The following is a 17,230-nucleotide window of genomic DNA, read 5'->3' as shown; positions in this document are numbered from 1 at the left end:
GGGATCTGCGCCCACCACAACCGACCTCAGAACGAGGTGATGATGTGGCCCGGCGTCCACGTCCCCGAACGCCGCACCTGTTCGACGGAAACCCGCGCCGCTTCGGCGTCCGGGTCGATCGGGATGTACTGCTCGATCGAGCCCCAGTCCTTGTCCCAGTCATGGTTCAGGTAGGCGGGCAGGGTTCGTGCGGTGAACAGCAACTGGGTCCAGCCGAGCGGGCCGCCGCCGTCGTGGGCCTGCCACATATTGGTGATGGCGGCGCCGCCGCGGTCGGGCAGGATCCGGTACTGCGGCAGTTCTGAGACGCCGTAGCGGGTGGGCAGATGGTTCTGGCACGGGAAGTTCAGCCCGACCGACCAGTCCAGCAGCACCGGTGTCTGTGAACCGAGCAGCTGGTTGATCGTGGTCGTCTGCGGAACCCGCGGCGGGGTGACAGCCAGCCACTGGTCGCCGCCCAGATCCTTGTCCTCGGCGACCAGCCGCACCACATCGGCATCACCGGGCAGCTGATCCAGCGGCACGCGCACATTGCGCCACACCGGTGCGGGGCCGATATCGAGTGGCATGACCATGCCCCGCGGCGCCACGCTGCCATCGGGCTGGGTGGTGCCGTATTCGAGTTCGAGCCGCTGACCCGGGCGCTCCACACCGTCGGCGTCCACCGAACGAATCCGGCCGGCCACCGCGATGGCAATGATGTCGCCGCGGCTGCCGTCGACGACCTCGGGTAGCTGATACCAGCCGGTGGTCAGCGCGGCCGGACCCTGGTCGGCGGGGCTGTAGGTACCGAGCACCGGGGTCGTGGCCGGTTCGAGTCCGAATGGCAGCGGGACACTGCTGCCGTTCACACCGCTGCCGGTCGAGGTCTCGGAGGTCGAACCCGCCGATGCCTGCGCATCGCGAATCTCGTCCGGATCCGACGACACGGTATTGGCCCGGCCGGTACTGGTTTCGACTTCCTCGGAGACCAGCACGGGGGCGACACCGTTCGGAGTGAATCCGGCCGATTCGGTGCCGGAAAGGGCGGCGGCGGGATCACCGGACAGCGGGCGCAGCATCGACGCATTCGGATTCGGCTCGACGAGCACATCGTCGGCCAGACCGCACCCGCCCGAGAACGTCGCCGCCAGATTCGATTTCGCCAGCGAATACGCCGGGTACTGGGAGACGGCGGCCTTGGCGAACGAGGCCACCTCGAACACCACCATGGCGGCGGCCACGATCATCAGCACCGGTACCCGGGCGAAGCGTCCGGTCACCGAATCCGGCGCCGGGTCGGCGGCGGGACGGATATGGAACCAGGCGGCCACCGCCAGCGCGAGCACCGTCAGGCCCATCAGGAACGTCGAGATGCCGAAGCCCGCGACCGAGGGCGGCTTGTCCCACCACGGGATCCCCCACGACGACACGTACCAGTAGCCGTTGGCGGCGACGAAACTCATGGCCAGGGTAAAGAACACTGCCGCAGCGAACAGCGCCCGGTTGCGCACCGGACGCATCACCTTCGCACTCACCGCGACGGCGGTGAGTGCCGCGGCACACGCGGCCAGCCCGGCGAACACGCCGAACTGGTGATTCCACTTCGTCGGCGCGAACATCATCAGCAGCATGGCGCCGAAGGTGATGCCGATGATGCGCCGCGACGGCCCGGCCGCGGTGCCGGGGATGTGTCCTCCGCGGCGCAGCATGGTGACCACGCAGACCAGCAGACACAGGAACATCAGGAACACACCGAAGCGGCGCGTGAGCCAGCCGTCACCGCTGGGCTGGATCAGGTACTGGTAGCGGAGGTATTCGAAGAACCAGGATTCGCCGGGGCCGATCCGGTCGTGCACGTACAGCATCTCGGTGAACGCGGTGAAGGTCCGGTCGGCGAAGATCACCGGCAGCACAACCACCCCGACCGCGAGCAACGGCAGCAGCTGCGCCAGGTAACCGACGGTCTTGGCGCGGTGCACTATCACCGCCGTCATGGCGCGCGCACCGGCGATCAGCGCGGCCACACAGATCACACCTGATGGTGCGGCGGTCAATGTCATCGCGGCAATGAGAATCGCCAGCGCCGCGGGTAGCAGACGACGGGTGGCGATGGCGCGCTCGACCGACACCCAGGTGAGAATCACTCCGGTCGCGACCACGAACTCGGCGCGCAGACCGTTGTTGTAGGGCAACCAGAACGCCAGGAACACCAGTGCGGTCGTCCACACCGCGATCTTGCTGCCACGCACCGCGGCACCGAGTCGCGGCAGCACCTCACGGCTGATCACCCACCAGCAGACCAGCGCGGACAGCAGCACCGGCAGCCGCACCCAGGTACTGGCGACCGACACATGCGTCATCCAGCCGATCACGTCGGTGTAGGGCGTGTAGAAGGGCGCCTCGTCGACGGAGAACCAGCGGTAATAGTTCGACATGTAGCCCGAACTCTGGGCGCCGCGCGCCATCCCGAGGATGTAACCGTCGTCGGAGGTGTTGGCGCCGATGAAATGCCACACCAGCAGCGTCGCGAACACAACCCAGTCGACCGGTTTCAGCCGCCACCAGCGCGAGGGCAGGAACCGCCGGGACGAGCGCCCGTCGGTCCGATCGAGCCGGTACAACGCCACCAGCGACACCAGCGCCGCCAGCACGGCGAGCACGATGACGACGAGCTTGAGCGGCGTCGGCGAGGTGGCGTACCGCGAATCGACCTCGACATCGACGCGCATGCCCTCGGGCGCGGCGCCGGCGAGATCGCTGAACACACCGACCACCTGCGGTCGCACATCGCGTTCGACGACCGCACCCGCCGGTCCCGCACCGGTCACCGCGATCTCGGATCGCGTCGTCGACACGTCGATCGACAGCGCGCAGGCCTGGTCACGAACCTCGGCCAGCGGCGCCGACCACAGCAGCGTGTTGCGCGACACCGCATCGACACGACCCGGACGCTCGGGCGTATCGGCGACGACCTTGAGGACGAAGCCGTAGCGCTCCATATCCGCCGACTGTCGCGGAATGGTCGACGCCACGACGCCGCCCGTGCCTGCCAGCTGCGAGATCGCGGCACACGGAATCTCGGCGGTCAGCCCGATCGGCGCGTAGGACACCAGCGGAGCCTCGATACTGCGGGCCGCCTCGTTCTGCGGCCAGCTGACCGTCGCCGCGTCCATCCGCACCGGCAGGAACGGAACGGCCAGCGCACACAGCGCACCGATGAGTGCGGCGACAATCGCGACCTGCCGGGCCCAACCACCGCGATCGGGTTGCGCCGGACGGGGATCGGTCGTCTCGCCGGGCCGCTCGCCCGCCCACACCATCGTGTCAGCCACGGAGCTCGATACTAGCGGGTAGTGCTGTGCGTCGGTCCCGGCCTCGATCGGGGTGGCGGCCGGCACGGAGACCAGCGGGTTCGGTCGAGTCACGGAGATCGAGCCGCTGACGGAACAACGGCCGGTGCCCATATCGGGCACCGGCCGTTGTTCGAGTTCTCGGGTGGTGACCCGGTCAGGCGGCGGGGCAGGCCGCCGACTGCAGGTTGGCCAGCGCCAACATGTCGCAGGCCCACTTCTGCTGGACCTTCCACTTGCCGTCCTCGGCGACGAACGGCACCTGGACCGGGTTCGCCTGACCGTTGATCACGAAGTTCGCGTCGGCGCTCACGGTGTCGCCAAGGGCGGTCACCCTGATGACCTCGATGGTGGCGCCGGACTGCTGGTAGGCCTGCGTCAGCGTGCCCGGCAGGTTCGGATCTGCTTCGGCGCCCTGGATTCCGTCCAGCTTCTCTTCGTTCGGCACGTTCGGGTCGAGCGCCCGCTGCAGCTGAGCGTTCAGCTCCTCGGCGGTGGGAACCGGCGGCAGGTCGGCCGCAGCAGCGTCGGTCGTCGACTGGCTGGTGGTGGTCGACTTGGCCGGCTTGTCCGAATCCTTGTCGTCGCTACCACACGCGGTCATGGTCAGCGCGGCGGCAATGGCCAGACCCGCGATGGCGATGCGTCCGGTCTTACGAAGCTTCAACTGCTCGTCCTTTGCGTTCGAGTGGGGTTGTGTCGTTGGCACTATGGCAGCCCCGCCCGACCGGCGACGCTGCACGAGGTACCAAGGCTACCCGTCGGTCGGACCGGCGAGCACTCGTCAGTCCAGACTCGACAGCGGATCGGCCCGGGACAGACCGGGATCCTCTGCCGCGAACGTACGCGCCGGGCCGGGACCCGTCGAGCGCGTCTCGAACCGCACCGTCACTCGTCCATGCCCCGCACCCTGTACCCAGCCGTGGCCGAAGTCCGGATGTCGCACGTCGGTGCCGGGCTGCCATGGCAGGGGGTCATCGGGTGGCACCGTTTCGTCCATCCAGCCGGGCGGCGCGCCGACCGGCGACACCGCGCCCCCGTCAGCAGTCGGCGGCGACCCCTGGTAGCCATTGCGTCCGGCGGCCGTGACCGTGGTGAACGCGGGCTCCTCGACAACCACCGCATCGTCCCGTCCGACGGCTCCGAGCTCCGGCATCCGGTCCAGTTCGGGGAACAGCGATTCCTGGCGCACATCCGACAGGCCCGCGTAGCCGACGCCGACAAGACGGATCGGGCCGAGTTCCTGCGGGTCGATGGCGGAACGTTGGGCGGCGGCGGTGAGGGTGGCGAGGTCTTCGGTGGCGTAGGGCAGGGTGAAGGACCTGGTGACGATGCTCATGTCGGACTTCTTGAGTTTGAGCACCACGGTGCGGGCGGCGCGACCGTCACGACCGAGGCGTCGATGCGCGGACGCCGCCATGTCCTCGATCGCCAGGCGCAAGCGGTCCAGGGTGACGATGTCGTGTTCGAAGGTGGTCTCGGCGCTGATCTGTTTGGCCTCTGCCCGTTCTGCGACGGGCCGGTCGTCGATACCGCGCGCCAGTCGGTGCAGCGCGGCGCCGATGCTGGAACCGAGGATCGACACCGCCTCCGCCTCCGGGAGCGCCGCGAACGCGCCGACGGTCTCGATACCGAGCGAACGCAATTTCGCATCGGCGACCGGCCCGATCCCCCACAGCTTGCGTACCGGCAGGGCGGCAAGCATCTGCTGTTGTTCGGCGGGCGACACCACCCGGATGCCGTCGGGTTTGGCGAGGCCGGAGGCGATCTTGGCGAGCTGCTTGCCGGAACCCGCACCGACCGAGGCGACCAGCCCGGTGCGTTCACGCACCAGCGCCCGCAGCTCGGCACAGAACTCCCGTACCCGCGTCACCGAGGCACCCGCCAGTTCTTCGGGTTCGCCGAAGGCCTCGTCGAACGACAATGTCTCCAGGACCGGGATGCGGCTGCGCAGCGCGTCGAACACCCGCCCGCTCATCACCCCGTACACCGCACCGCGTGGCGGCACCACCACCGCCGTCACCCCGACCAGCCGCCGGGCCTGATGCATCGGCATCGCCGACCGCGCCCCGTACACCCGCGCCTCATAGCTGGCTCCGGCGACCACTCCCCGCCCCCCGGTACCACCGACGAGTACCGGCCTGCCGCGCAAGGTCGGCCGGGTGAGTTGTTCACAGGAGGCGAAGAACGCGTCCATGTCGATGTGCAATACCCACCGCCGGGAAGTGACCGCCCCCGGATCGGCCGCCGGGTCGGTGAATGCGACCGGATGCTGACCGCTCACCAGCGTTTCGCCAGCGGTTGGCTGGTCCCGGCGCCGCTCTCCCGCCCCGGCCGTCCGCCGACCGCGACGGCCCACACCCGAGCGGCAACGTTCGGGTCGACGTTCCCAGTGGATCTGTCAGCCCGGACACGTGGCGGCCCAGCGCCGATCAGGCCCGCGCCCGGATGTGACGTGCCGCGCTCGATGACGGTCCCCGGACTGGCGCACATGACCGGGAATTTACGCCCGAGCACCGACAGGTTGCCCCGGATCACGTGTGGAACCCCGGGACGCCGGTCGGATGCCGATCCGTCGCTGTGGATTGACTGTGGATTCCTGATCGCCCTGAATTCCGGCGGAACCGCTCGTGACCAGCCCTGATTCCAGCGGGTCCAGCACCGAGGAACCGCCGATTCGGCCCGGGGATCGGACTCGTCGTGGGCCGGGATATGTGATGATCGGTCCATGATGATCCGCAAGGCTGTGATTCCCGCTGCCGGTATCGGTTCCCGCCTGCTACCGCTGACCAAGGCGATCCCCAAGGAGATGCTGCCGGTCGGCGACAAGCCGGTGATCGAGCACACCGTGCGCGAACTGGTCGCTTCCGGGATCACCGATATCACCATCGTGGTCAGCGGCGGTAAATCGCTGATCCAGGACCACTTCCGGCCCAATCCGGCGCTGGTGGCGCAGTTGCGCGCCGATGGCAAGACCGCCTATGCCGACGCGGTCGAGGAGGTGGGCGAGCTCTCGCGGGCCGGTCACATCACCTACCTGGACCAGCACGGCCCCTACGGTAACGGCACCCCGGTGCTCAACGCCGCCCGCGCGCTCGGCGACGAGCCCATGCTGGTGTTGTGGCCCGACGACGTCTTCGTCGCCGACGTCCCGCGCGCCCAGCAGCTGATCACCGCCTACGAAACCACCGGCTGCCCGGTGCTGGCGCTGATGCCGATGGATCCGAACGAATCGCAGCGCTACGGCGTGCCGATGGTGCATGAGGACCTCGACAACGGTCTGCTGCGCATTTCCGGGCTGATGGAGAAGCCGAAGCCGGAAGACGCGCCCTCGGCGTACGCGGCGATCGGCGGGTACGTGGTGACTCCCGGCATCATCGAGGAGCTGCGCCAGCAGACCGAACGCTGGTACACCCATCGCACCGGCGAGGTCTACCTCACCGACGCCATCAACGCCTTCGCCACGGCGCACGCCGTCTATGGACAGGTCATCCAGGGCCGCTGGTACGACACCGGCAATCCGGCCGACTACCTGGTGGCCCAGTTCGCTTCGGCGCTGGCACATCCCGACTACGGCCCGCGGCTGCGCCAGCTCGTCGACTGAGCGCACACGTCACGACATCGCGCACGGCTCGGCCGCCGGGGACGTTTCCCTCGGCGGCCCTTGCCCTTGCCCTCCGGAGTGATCAGAAGCGCCGGATGCTGTAGATCTCGAACTCACTCAACGGCGCCAGACCCACGGGGACACCGCGTCCGTAGGCGTTGAAGATCTGACCGAACCCTGCGTAGATCCCGACGTGCGAGGCATCGGCGTTGAGGATCACCACATCGCCGGGCGACAGCGCGTACCGCGGGACCTTGGCGCCTACCTCGGCCTGTTCCCAGGTCGTGCGCGGTAGCCGCACCCCGACCTGCCCGAATGCCCATTGGACCAGTGCCGAGCAGTCCCACGAATGGGGGCCTTCACTGCCCCATTCGTAGGGTTTGCCGGTTTGGGTGACGGCCGCGGCGAGCGCGCCGAGGCCGGCCGCGCTCGGTAGTGGCAGTGCGGCCGAACCGCTGGAACTGCCGGAGCCGGAACCCGATCCGGAACCGGAGGACGACCCGGAGTCGCCGCTACCGGAGGAGCTTCCGGTATCGGCCGTGGCGGGCCCGGTCAGGAGGCATGCCGCGAGGGCGGCGAAGCAGAGTCCGGTGAGTATCCGGCGCAGCGGGGTTCTCGTCACGTGCTCGCCCTTCGGTCGGCCCGGCCGACGAGCCGCCCACCGGGACGCGTATCAGGTAGAACAATCCGTACCGATAGTCACTGCGGCACCAGCAGGATCATGTGCCCCAGCAGCAACAGCCCTGATTGTGCCGCGCCGGAAATTGGCACACCTCGACTTCAGCAAATCTTCAGTGTGTGATTTACATCACTTTCATACCGCGGCACGTCTCTGTTGAGCAGGTCGCCGGCCAGACCACCCGACCCACCGCGCCCGGCACGGCAGCGATCCGGCGCCGGCATCCGAACGCGGTATCGCCCGATTCGCCACACTCACCCCCGGACCCGACCAGCGCAAACCACCTCTCAGCCCGCAGGCCCGCCAACGCGAGACCCGGCGTGGGTGACGGTTCACGCCGCCACCCACATCAGGCAAGTTCACACCTTCGCGACCTCCGCGCGGACCCCGCCGACCAGTTCGGCGGCACCAGTGCCCGCGGTACCGAATGTCAGCTCGGTAGCCAGGATTTCGCCGGCGATCAGATCCCGATGAGTCTGCGCCCACGCCTGCCGGTCCTCAGGCACCTCGAGCACCACTCTGATCCGGTCGGACACCTCGAGGCCGAGCGATTTGCGAGTCTCCTGCAGATCGCGGATCAGGTCGCGGGCCCAGCCCTCGGCCTCCAGTTCCTCGGTGACCACCGAGTTCAGCACCACCAGACCGGCATTGCCCGGCAGGGCCGCGGTGGACTCCGGTTCGGCCGCCACCAGGCGCTGGGTGTACTCCTCCGGCAGGAGCTCGATCCCGGCCGCACTCACCACGCCGTCGGCGTTCTCCGACCACTCGCCGGCCTTGACCGCCTTGATCACCGTCTGCACATCCTTACCGAGGCGCGGGCCTGCGGCACGGGCGTTGACGACCAGCTCGAAGCGGCCGTGCACGGCGACGTCGGTGGTCAGATCCACCTTCTTGACGTTCACCTCGTCGGCGATGATGTCGGCGTAGGGTGCCAGCCGCTCGGCGTCACCCGCGGCGATGGTCACCTCCGCCAGCGGCAGCCGCACCCGCAGGTTCTGCGCCTTCCGCAGGCTCAGCACCGTCGAGCACACCGTGCGCGCCTCATCCATCGCCGCCACCAGCTCCGGATCGTGCGGCAGCTCGTCGGCGGCGGGCCAATCGGTCAGGTGCACCGAGCGACCACCGGTCAGCCCGCGCCAGATCACCTCGGAGATCAAGGGCAGCAGCGGAGCTGCGAGCCTGCTGGTCACCTCCAGCACGGTGTGCAGGGTGTCGACCGCGTCGCGATCCTCTTCCCAGAACCGCGACCGCGACCGGCGCACGTACCAGTTGGTCAGCGCATCGGCGAAGGTGCGCAGCTCATCGCACGCGCCCGCGATGTCGTAGGCGTCGAGCGCCTCGGTGACCGTATCCCTGGTCGCGGCGAGCTTGGCCAGGATGTAGCGATCGAGCACATGTGCCGAATCCGTGCGCCACACACCCGGTTTCGAGGCGTACAGCTGCAGGAACGTCCACGCGTTCCACAGGGGGCGCAGCGCATGGCTCACACCCTCGCGGATACCGCGCTCGGTGACGATGAGGTTGCCGCCACGCAGGATCGGCGAGCTCATCAGGAACCAGCGCATCGCATCGGAGCCGTCGCGGTCGAACACCTCCTTCACGTCCGGGTAGTTGCCCTTGGACTTGCTCATCTTCAGCCCGTCGTCACCGAGCACGATTCCGTGCGCGGCAACGGTTTTGAACGCCGGGCTGTCGAACAGCGCGGTGGACAGCACATGCAGCGTGTAGAACCAGCCGCGGGTCTGGCCGTTGTACTCGACGATGAAGTCGCCGGGGAAGTGGCTGTCGAACCAGTCCTTGTTCTCGAACGGGTAGTGCACCTGGGCGTAGGGCATCGATCCCGACTCGAACCAGCAGTCGAGCACCTCGGGCACCCGGCGCATGGTCGACTTGCCGGTCGGGTCGTCCGGGTTCGGGCGGGTGAGATCATCGATCATCGGCCGGTGCAGATCGGTCGGGCGCACGCCGAAGTCACGTTCGAGCTCGTCGAGCGAACCGTAGACGTCCAGGCGCGGATAGGCCGGATCATCGGAGACCCACACCGGGATCGGGCTGCCCCAGTACCGGTTCCGGCTGATGTTCCAGTCGCGCGCACCTTCGAGCCACTTACCGAACTGACCGTCGCGGATGTGCTCGGGCACCCAGGTGATCTGCTTGTTCAGCTCGACCATCCGGTCACGGAACTGGGTGACCGCCACGAACCAGGACGGCACCGCCATGTAGATCAGCGGCTGACCCGAACGCCAGCTGTGCGGGTAGGAGTGCTCGATGGTCTCGTGCCGCAGCAGTTTTCCCGCCGCCTTGAGATCCTTGATGATCACCGGGTTGGCGTCGAAGACCATCAGGCCCTCGTACGGCGGCACCATCGAGGTGAACTTGCCACCCGGATCCAGTGGCTGCACGATCTGGATGCCATTGGCCGAGGCGACATCCATGTCCTCCTCACCGAACGCGGGCGCCAGGTGCACCACGCCGGTACCCGAGTCGGTGGTGACATAGTCGGCCGAGAGCACCCGGTGCGCGTTCGGATGGCCGAGGAAGAAATCGAACGGCGGCTCGTAGGACAGCCCGACCAGTGCGGCGCCGTCGTACTCCGCGAGCACCTCCGGCTCCTCACCGAACTCGCGCGTGTAGTGCGAGACCCGTTCGGCGGCGAGCAGATAGCGCTTGCCGTCGGCCACCCGCAGATGCACGTAGCGCACATCGGGGTGCACGGCGACGGCAAGGTTCGACGGCAGCGTCCACGGCGTCGTGGTCCAGATCAGGGCGTTGGCGCCGTCGAGCCCGTGCAGTGGATGCTCGGCTGGCACCTTCAGCGCCATGTCCACGGTGACGGCCGGGTCCTGGCGCATCTTGTAAGCGTCGTCGAGGCGGGTCTCCTGGTTCGACAACGGAGTCTGCTCGTACCAGCTGTAGGGCAGCACCCGGAAACCCTGGTAGATCAAGCCCTTGTCGTAGAGGGACTTGAACGCCCACATGACCGACTCCATGAAGTCGAGATCGAGGGTCTTGTAGTCGTTGTCGAAGTCGACCCAGCGGGCCTGGCGGGTGACATAGTCACGCCATTCCCCGGTATATCGAAGTACCGACGTTTTACACGCGGCATTGAATTCCGCGAGTCCCATGGCGTCGATCTGTGATTTGTCCGTGATACCGAGCTGCTTTTCCGCTTCGATTTCCGCGGGAAGTCCATGACAGTCCCAGCCGAATCGCCTATCGACGCGCTTACCGCGCATCGTCTGGAAACGCGGGATCAGATCCTTCACATATCCGGTGAGCAAATGACCGTAATGTGGCAGACCGTTGGCAAACGGTGGCCCGTCGTAGAAGACGAACTCGTCGTCGCCCGAAGTGCCTTCCTGCGCACGGTTGTCGATGCTGGCACGGAAGGTGTCGTCGGCGGCCCAGGCGTCGAGCACGGCGCGTTCCAGGTCCGGGAACGATGCACCCGGCCCGGCGCCGAGGTCGACGCGGGGATATGCGCTGCTACTGGAAGTCTCGTCCGCCATCGCGGTGCGTCTCCTCGTGCCCGTGCGCCGTAGCGCAATCTCCTCGGCACGGGGACGACTCCGGCGCCCGATGCGCCGCAACCGCGGTACCACCCCGCTTGTCCTGGCGCCCAACCGGCGCCGGACCTCTCGTCACGAGCTGTGACGGGCTCTCCCGTTCGGTTCTAATGAGCGTGCCATGGCCCCTACCAGGGCGGACACACCGTTCTTCCGAAGACTCCCCGGTGATGGCCGGATCGACGCCGTATTCATGTTTGATTCTAACCAGTTCGGTCAAACCAGTATTTCGGGTGCCGCGACGAGGCGGCGGTCAGACGAACCGGCAAACGCTCAGCGCTTGGCATGCCTACCCTGCGGGGGCCGGTCGTCGCTTTCGGGTTTACGCATCGACAATGCGCTCACCAGCAACAACACAGCACCGACCACACACACCACGATGCAGCCCCACGCCCAGACCACCGAACCGGTGGTCAGTGCTGCTACCAGCAGGGCGAAGCCGATCGCGGCGAGGACAAGCGTCAAGACGAGCATGGTGACCCCCAGGGGATGCCAGGCGGCCCGACTGCGTCTGAGGTGTGGCTATTTGCCACCCTTGGCGAACGACGCGGGCGCGAGGTTGTTCGAAGCGGTGTCGAAGGCCTCGCCGCCGTCGACAGGCACCGCGGAACCGCGGTTCTCCAGCTCCTCGAGCTGCGATTCCAGATAGGACTTCAGTCGCACGCGGTACTCGCGCTCGAAGGTCTTGAGCTGCTCGATCCGGCTCTCCAGCACACTGCGCTGCTGGGTGATGGTCGCCATGATCTCGGTGTGCTTGCGCTCGGCGTCGGCCTGCAGGGCGTCGGCCTTCTCCTTGGCCTGCCGCAGCTGGTTGTCCGAGCGGGTCTGGGCGTCCGACAGCATCGCGTCCGACTTCTGACGGGCGTCGGCGATCATCGCCTCGGACCGGGTGCGGGCATCGCCGACGAGTCGCTCGGAATTTGCCCGCGCATTCGACAGCAAACTCTCGGACTCGCTCTTGGCGTCACTGGTGAGGCGATCGGCCATCTCCTGGGCGAGGCTGAGCACCTTGGCGGCCTGCAGGTTCGAGTCCGCACCCGCGGGATCCTTGGCAGCCGGCGCAGGCGCAGCAATCGGTGCCGGCGGCGCCGCCGGCACCGGCGGTTTCACCGGTTCTGGCGGAGGTGCCTGCTGGACCGGCTGTTTCGCGGTGGCAACCGCCGCGTTACCGCGATTCTTCTTCGCATCGGCCAGCTCGGAATCGAGCTCGGCAACCCGCTGGCGCAGATCCGCGTTCTCCTCGATCAGGCGAGAGAGCTCCTGCTCCACAAGATCCAGGAAGGCGTCTACCTCGTCTTCGTTGTAGCCGCGCTTCCCGATCGGCGGTTTGCTGAACGCGACGTTGTGCACATCGGCTGGGGTCAGCGGCATGGAAGGATCCCTTCACGCGTCTTTTGGAGATCTAGCAGATCTGGCGAGCTGTGTCCTCGGCCCATTCTGTCACACCGGGGCTACCGGCTGCCCGAGCCTGCTCACGATCGACATCAGGATGAAGACGATGAATAGCAGGACCATTATCGACAGATCGAGCCGAATTCCCCCCAATGACACCGGTGGGATCAACCGCCTCAGGAGTTTCACCGGAGGGTCGGTGATCGTGAAGATCACCTCCAGGATGATGACCACGATGCCACTGGGGCGCCAGTCACGGGCAAAGCTACGGATGAACTCGACGATCACCCGGCTGATGAGCAACAGCCAGAAGATGAACAGCACGAAGTACAGCACCGCGAACAAGGCCACGACCTCACTCTGCCGCAAAATCGGCGTCGCGCAAAATGACCGCGCCGCCCAGTTCGACCCGCATCCGACTCTCCCCCCGGTTCATCGTCCTATTTCTGGTTGTAGAAGCCTGTTTCGGCGATCCGGCGGCGTTCCTCGGCCGATACGTCGACATCGGCAGGTGAGAGCAGGAACACCTTGGTCGCGACCTTGTCGAACGAGCCGCGCAGCGCGAATGCCAGGCCTGCGGCGAAGTCGACCAGCCGTTTCGCATCGGCATTGCTCAGATCGACCAGGTCCATGATCACCGGGTTGCCCTCGCGGAACCGCTCGCCGATGATCCGGGCCTCGCTGTAGTCACGCGGGCGCAGCGTCGTGATCTTGGACAAGGGACCTCCGTCCTCGAAGATCGCAGGACGGCGGGCGGCGACCGGGTCGGGACGCATCCGCTCTTCCAGTCGCCGTTCCTCGGCCTCGGGGTCGACGGCGAGCGCACCACGGGTGGCGCCACGCATCATCGGCGCGCTGCCGCCCGCACGGAACCGGCCGGCGCCTGCGGCGTCGATGCGCGTGGGGCGGCGCGGCGCCTCGTAGCGATCCTCGCCGTAGCTGTCGGGCGTGTAGTCGTCGCGGCGCGCGGCCGGGTAGCCGGCCTGGTACGGCGACTTGTAGGCCGGCTCTTCGAACTCGGCGTCGTCGTAGCGGTCGTCGGCGTAGCGGTCGGTGCCGTAGCCGGGACGTTCGGAGTATTCACGGGGCCGCCGCGAGCCGCGCTCGTCCATGGGCCGAGGGCCACGATCGTCGACGTAGTCGTCTTCGTAATCCTCGAGTGGAACCATGCCGAAGTAAGCCTTGAACTTGTGCAGAGTACTCATGCTTCCACCTCGCTAACGCTCGGCTCCAGCACGAGCACTCTCGTAGCAGTGTCTATTGCTCGCTCGCTCCGCTCGCTCATGCTTCCACCTCGCTAACGCTCGCCTCGGGCATGGCCACGACGGCCCTGGTCCCACGCTCGCTCATTTCCTCCCCCTTGCCGACACTCGACTCCGCCGTGACCACGATGGTGGCGGTGTGTATCGCTCGCTCACTTCGCTCGCTCATCCTGGTCGACCTTCCTTCGGCCCCGGTGAGGCACCGGGTGTTGAAGTCTTGCTCAGCCCCTCGTCGGTCCCAGCATATGTGTCGAATGTGACTGATGAGGTTTCTTTGCTACGCCGAGGTTATCGGTCGAGCGCCCATGAGGGCGGTACCGACACGCACACACGTGGATCCGTATTCGATCGCCGATTCCAGATCTCCCGACATTCCGGCGGACAATTCCGACGCGCCTGGGTGAGCTTCGGTCAGCTCGGCGTGTACGGCTGCCAGACGTGCGAAGGCAGCGGCCGGTTCGACAGTCAGCGGCGGCACCGCCATCAGGCCGGACAGCCGCAGCGCAGGCGCCTGCGCGATCTGATCGGCAAGTGCCGCAACGGCATCCGGCGCAACACCGCCGCGCGCCGGGTCCTCGTCCAGGCTGACCTGGATGAGGATCTCCAGCGGCGTAGTGCGCTCCCCCGCGTCGAGCGCGGCGGCGGCCCCGACGTCAAGGGCCGTTGCCAGCCGTTCGCTGTCCACCGAGTGCACCGCATGCGCCCACCGCGCCACGGCCTTGGCCTTGTTGCGCTGCAGCCGACCGATCATGTGCCAGCGCACATCTGGGTGCGAGGTGAGTTCGGCCACCTTTGCGGCGGCCTCCTGCTCACGTGATTCACCGAACTCTCGACGCCCGAGGCTATAAAGGATCTCCACGTCCGCGGCCGGGAAGAACTTGGTCACCGGTAGCAGGCGCACGGTCGCCGGATCACGACCCACCGCGGCGCAGGCGGCGTCGATGCGGTCGAGCAGTCCGGCCAGATTGGCGGCCAGTTCGGTGGTGCGGCGGTCGAGGGTCTGAGCAGTGCTCATCGGGCTCACGCGGGCGGTTCCCCTTCCTCCATCCAGATCGCCCCACCGAGTCGGCCGGTCGGCGCGCCACGGCGGTGGCTGAACAATGTTTTGTCCTCGATCGTGCAGCGCGGGTCGACGGCGACGGCGCCGACGCCTGCGGTAGTGAGTTGACGACGCAGCCCGGCCCGTAGGTCGAGTCCAGGTGTGCCACGCTCGGTGGTGGTCGCGCTGCCGGGTAGATGCCGTTCCACATCGGCGCGCATCTCGGCGGGCACCTCGTACTGACGCCCGCTGGCCGCCGGTCCGAGGAAAGCGCCGATGTGGTCGATGCGGGCGCCGACCGACACCATGGCATCGAGGACGCGGGGCACGATGCCGATCCGGGCACCGATACGTCCGGCATGCACGGCGGCGATCACCCCGGCCTCGTCATCGGAGAGCAGGATCGGCACGCAATCGGCAGTGACCACCACCAGCGCCAGTCCCGGCACGGTAGTGACCAGCGCGTCGGTCGCGGGCACCGGTTCGTCGCGCGGTCCGTCGACGATCTCGACGGTGCGACTGTGGATCTGTTCCATCCAGACCAGCCGCCGCGGCGGCAGGCCGATGGTCTCGGCCAGGCGCTCACGATTGCGCCGCACGGCCTCCGGATTGTCACCGACATGGTCGCCGAGGTTGAACGAGTCGTAGGGCGCGGCGGAGAAGCCTCCGGCCCGCGTCGTCACCACCCGCCGGACAGTGCGAACCGAAACCGATGTCATGCCGACGAGAGTAGTCGGCTCCGGCTCACACCCGGGTCAGCGCAGGGTGCCGGATGTGGTCAACGCCGCATGAACGACGGGACGTCGACATCGTCGTCGTCATCGTCGCCGGTGTCGGGCGGCGGGGTATGCGAGCGGCTGGTGTGCGAAGCGATCGGATCGGCTGCCGGACGCGGCCGTTCGACATCGCGGTAGCTGGGCGCCGGGCCCCGGCTCACGCTGCTGGCAGACGCGGTCGAGGTGGTCTCCGCTGGGCGCGCGCTCACCTCACTCGCACGACTCTGTCCGATCTCGCCGGCTCGACCCGAGCCGATGGTGCCGCGGGTGGTCGCCGCATCGAAGGTGCGCCTGGCCGGCCCGCCGCCGTCGAAGCCCGCCGCGATGACGGTGACGCGCACTTCGTCGCCGAGCGAATCGTCGATGACGGTACCGAAGATGATGTTGGCCTCGATATGGGCGGCTTCCTGCACCAGCGAGGCCGCCTCGTTGATCTCGAACAGACCCAGATCGGATCCACCCGCGATCGAGAGCAGCACGCCGTGTGCGCCGTCCATTGATGCTTCCAGCAGTGGCGAGTTGATCGCCGCTTCGGCCGCCTTCACCGATCGGCCTTCACCGCGCGAGGAGCCGATCCCCATGAGCGCGCTACCCGCCCCGGACATAACGCTCTTGACGTCGGCGAAGTCGACGTTGATCAGACCAGGGGTGGTGATCAGGTCGGTAATGCCCTGAACACCGTTGAGCAGCACCTCGTCGGCGGAGCGGAAGGCGTCCATCAGGCTCACCGCCGCATCGCCCAGCTGCAGCAGCCGGTCGTTCGGGATGACGATCAGCGTGTCGCAGGACTCGCGCAGCATATTGATGCCGACCTCGGCCTGGTTGCCGCGCCGCTTGCCCTCGAACGAGAACGGGCGGGTGACCACACCGATGGTCAGCGCACCGAGCTTGCGCGCGATGCTGGCGACGACCGGGGCGCCACCGGTGCCGGTGCCGCCGCCCTCGCCCGCGGTGACGAAGACCATGTCGGCGCCCTTGAGCACCTCTTCGATCTCGTCCTTGTGATCCTCGGCGGCCTTGCGGCCGACCTCGGGATCGGCGCCGGCTCCGAGGCCGCGCGTGAGTTCGCGGCCGACGTCGAGCTTGACGTCGGCATCACTCATCAGCAGCGCCTGGGCGTCGGTGTTGACCGCGATGAACTCGACTCCCTTGAGTCCCTGTTCGATCATCCGGTTGACGGCGTTCACGCCGCCGCCGCCGATACCGACGACCTTGATCACTGCAAGGTAGTTGTGCGGGGGCGTCATGGGCTCTCGCCTTCCTTCGATCCAAAGCCTGTCGTTTTCGGATGCTCGGCATCGATCCGCATCGGCCGGGCCGTGTCTCCCAGCGGTCCGCGATTCGAGCAAACCCTAAACCTCAACCATAGGGTTGGCGTTATGTCAAGTATCCGACTGGTGCCGAACGCTATTCGCAGCCGACGCGATCCGCGCGCAGGCGCGCCGAGACGAGAATCAGAATCTTGTGTGATCCCGCTCGTGCCGACACGCCGGACGTCGTATCGTGGTCGGTTGCCCCCCGGCGGGAATCCCGTTACTGGGATGCCTCCGGAATCCTCACCGAAAACTCGCCGGACACAA

General features: G+C 67.3%; 14 protein-coding genes. 1 reads left to right on the top strand and 13 read right to left on the bottom strand.

Features of this window, described 5'->3' with window-relative positions:
• Nucleotides 1-26: 26 nt before the first annotated feature.
• From GV792_RS17915 to GV792_RS17905, 3 genes are all read right to left on the bottom strand, one after another.
• Nucleotides 27-3,302, bottom strand: coding sequence for an arabinosyltransferase domain-containing protein (locus GV792_RS17915; RefSeq protein WP_163825296.1), 3,276 nt, complete (start codon nt 3,300-3,302; stop codon nt 27-29).
• Nucleotides 3,303-3,489: 187 nt separating this feature from the next.
• Nucleotides 3,490-3,999 (bottom strand): hypothetical protein, encoded by a 510-nt coding sequence (locus GV792_RS17910; RefSeq protein ID WP_163825263.1) that lies wholly within the window; start codon nt 3,997-3,999, stop codon nt 3,490-3,492.
• A 117-nt stretch (nt 4,000-4,116) separates the two neighbouring features.
• Nucleotides 4,117-5,529, bottom strand: a complete 1,413-nt coding sequence (locus GV792_RS17905; protein WP_163825295.1) for a DNA polymerase IV — start codon at nt 5,527-5,529, stop codon at nt 4,117-4,119.
• Between the two features lie 531 nt (nt 5,530-6,060).
• Here GV792_RS17905 and GV792_RS17900 point away from each other — a divergent pair.
• Complete coding sequence (locus tag GV792_RS17900) at nt 6,061-6,936, top strand: UTP--glucose-1-phosphate uridylyltransferase (RefSeq protein WP_163825262.1); 876 nt, start codon at nt 6,061-6,063, stop codon at nt 6,934-6,936.
• A gap of 82 nt (nt 6,937-7,018) precedes the next feature.
• Here GV792_RS17900 and GV792_RS17895 read toward each other — a convergent pair whose 3' ends face one another.
• From GV792_RS17895 to ftsZ, 10 genes are all read right to left on the bottom strand, one after another.
• Nucleotides 7,019-7,558 carry an NlpC/P60 family protein gene (locus GV792_RS17895; RefSeq protein ID WP_163825261.1) on the bottom strand — a complete coding sequence of 180 codons (540 nt, stop codon included), beginning with the start codon at nt 7,556-7,558 and terminating at the stop codon, nt 7,019-7,021.
• A gap of 416 nt (nt 7,559-7,974) precedes the next feature.
• A complete protein-coding gene (gene ileS / locus GV792_RS17890) occupies nt 7,975-11,124 on the bottom strand; it encodes an isoleucine--tRNA ligase (RefSeq protein ID WP_163825260.1) in 3,150 nt (1,049 codons plus the stop codon).
• Between the two features lie 330 nt (nt 11,125-11,454).
• Nucleotides 11,455-11,655 carry a hypothetical protein gene (locus GV792_RS17885; RefSeq protein ID WP_163825259.1) on the bottom strand — a complete coding sequence of 67 codons (201 nt, stop codon included), beginning with the start codon at nt 11,653-11,655 and terminating at the stop codon, nt 11,455-11,457.
• Nucleotides 11,656-11,703: 48 nt separating this feature from the next.
• Nucleotides 11,704-12,552, bottom strand: a complete 849-nt coding sequence (wag31, locus tag GV792_RS17880; protein ID WP_163825258.1) for a DivIVA-like cell division protein Wag31 — start codon at nt 12,550-12,552, stop codon at nt 11,704-11,706.
• 69 nt (nt 12,553-12,621) lie between these two features.
• Nucleotides 12,622-12,924 (bottom strand): YggT family protein, encoded by a 303-nt coding sequence (locus tag GV792_RS17875; protein ID WP_163825257.1) that lies wholly within the window; start codon nt 12,922-12,924, stop codon nt 12,622-12,624.
• An 89-nt stretch (nt 12,925-13,013) separates the two neighbouring features.
• A complete protein-coding gene (locus tag GV792_RS17870) occupies nt 13,014-13,778 on the bottom strand; it encodes a cell division protein SepF (protein ID WP_163825256.1) in 765 nt (254 codons plus the stop codon).
• Between the two features lie 76 nt (nt 13,779-13,854).
• Complete coding sequence (locus GV792_RS17865) at nt 13,855-14,004, bottom strand: hypothetical protein (protein ID WP_163825255.1); 150 nt, start codon at nt 14,002-14,004, stop codon at nt 13,855-13,857.
• A 108-nt stretch (nt 14,005-14,112) separates the two neighbouring features.
• Nucleotides 14,113-14,850: a YggS family pyridoxal phosphate-dependent enzyme gene (locus GV792_RS17860; RefSeq protein ID WP_163825254.1), complete on the bottom strand. Its 738-nt coding sequence runs from the start codon at nt 14,848-14,850 to the stop codon at nt 14,113-14,115.
• 5 nt (nt 14,851-14,855) lie between these two features.
• The gene (gene pgeF, locus GV792_RS17855; RefSeq protein WP_163825253.1) at nt 14,856-15,593 is read right to left on the bottom strand and encodes a peptidoglycan editing factor PgeF; all 738 of its coding nucleotides are present in this window, start codon (nt 15,591-15,593) and stop codon (nt 14,856-14,858) included.
• 59 nt (nt 15,594-15,652) lie between these two features.
• Nucleotides 15,653-16,897: a cell division protein FtsZ gene (ftsZ, locus tag GV792_RS17850; RefSeq protein ID WP_163825252.1), complete on the bottom strand. Its 1,245-nt coding sequence runs from the start codon at nt 16,895-16,897 to the stop codon at nt 15,653-15,655.
• Nucleotides 16,898-17,230 lie beyond the last annotated feature (333 nt).

The organism is Nocardia cyriacigeorgica (assembly GCF_010868145.1).
Lineage (GTDB): Bacteria > Actinomycetota > Actinomycetes > Mycobacteriales > Mycobacteriaceae > Nocardia > Nocardia cyriacigeorgica_D.
This window is presented reverse-complemented; position numbering and strand designations above follow the sequence as displayed.

What these genes read in the sequence shown, in the direction of transcription:
- wag31 (WP_163825258.1), bottom strand. Translation starts at nt 12,552, where the DNA reads ATGCCGCTGACCCCAGCCGATGTGCACAACGTCGCGTTCAGCAAACCG.
- ftsZ (WP_163825252.1), bottom strand. Translation starts at nt 16,897, where the DNA reads ATGACGCCCCCGCACAACTACCTTGCAGTGATCAAGGTCGTCGGTATC.
- GV792_RS17885 (WP_163825259.1), bottom strand. Translation starts at nt 11,655, where the DNA reads ATGCTCGTCTTGACGCTTGTCCTCGCCGCGATCGGCTTCGCCCTGCTG.
- GV792_RS17915 (WP_163825296.1), bottom strand. Translation starts at nt 3,302, where the DNA reads ATGGTGTGGGCGGGCGAGCGGCCCGGCGAGACGACCGATCCCCGTCCG.
- GV792_RS17860 (WP_163825254.1), bottom strand. Translation starts at nt 14,850, where the DNA reads ATGAGCACTGCTCAGACCCTCGACCGCCGCACCACCGAACTGGCCGCC.
- GV792_RS17900 (WP_163825262.1), top strand. Translation starts at nt 6,061, where the DNA reads ATGATGATCCGCAAGGCTGTGATTCCCGCTGCCGGTATCGGTTCCCGC.
- GV792_RS17905 (WP_163825295.1), bottom strand. Translation starts at nt 5,529, where the DNA reads ATGGACGCGTTCTTCGCCTCCTGTGAACAACTCACCCGGCCGACCTTG.
- GV792_RS17870 (WP_163825256.1), bottom strand. Translation starts at nt 13,778, where the DNA reads ATGAGTACTCTGCACAAGTTCAAGGCTTACTTCGGCATGGTTCCACTC.
- pgeF (WP_163825253.1), bottom strand. Translation starts at nt 15,593, where the DNA reads ATGACATCGGTTTCGGTTCGCACTGTCCGGCGGGTGGTGACGACGCGG.
- ileS (WP_163825260.1), bottom strand. Translation starts at nt 11,124, where the DNA reads ATGGCGGACGAGACTTCCAGTAGCAGCGCATATCCCCGCGTCGACCTC.
- GV792_RS17865 (WP_163825255.1), bottom strand. Translation starts at nt 14,004, where the DNA reads ATGAGCGAGCGAAGTGAGCGAGCGATACACACCGCCACCATCGTGGTC.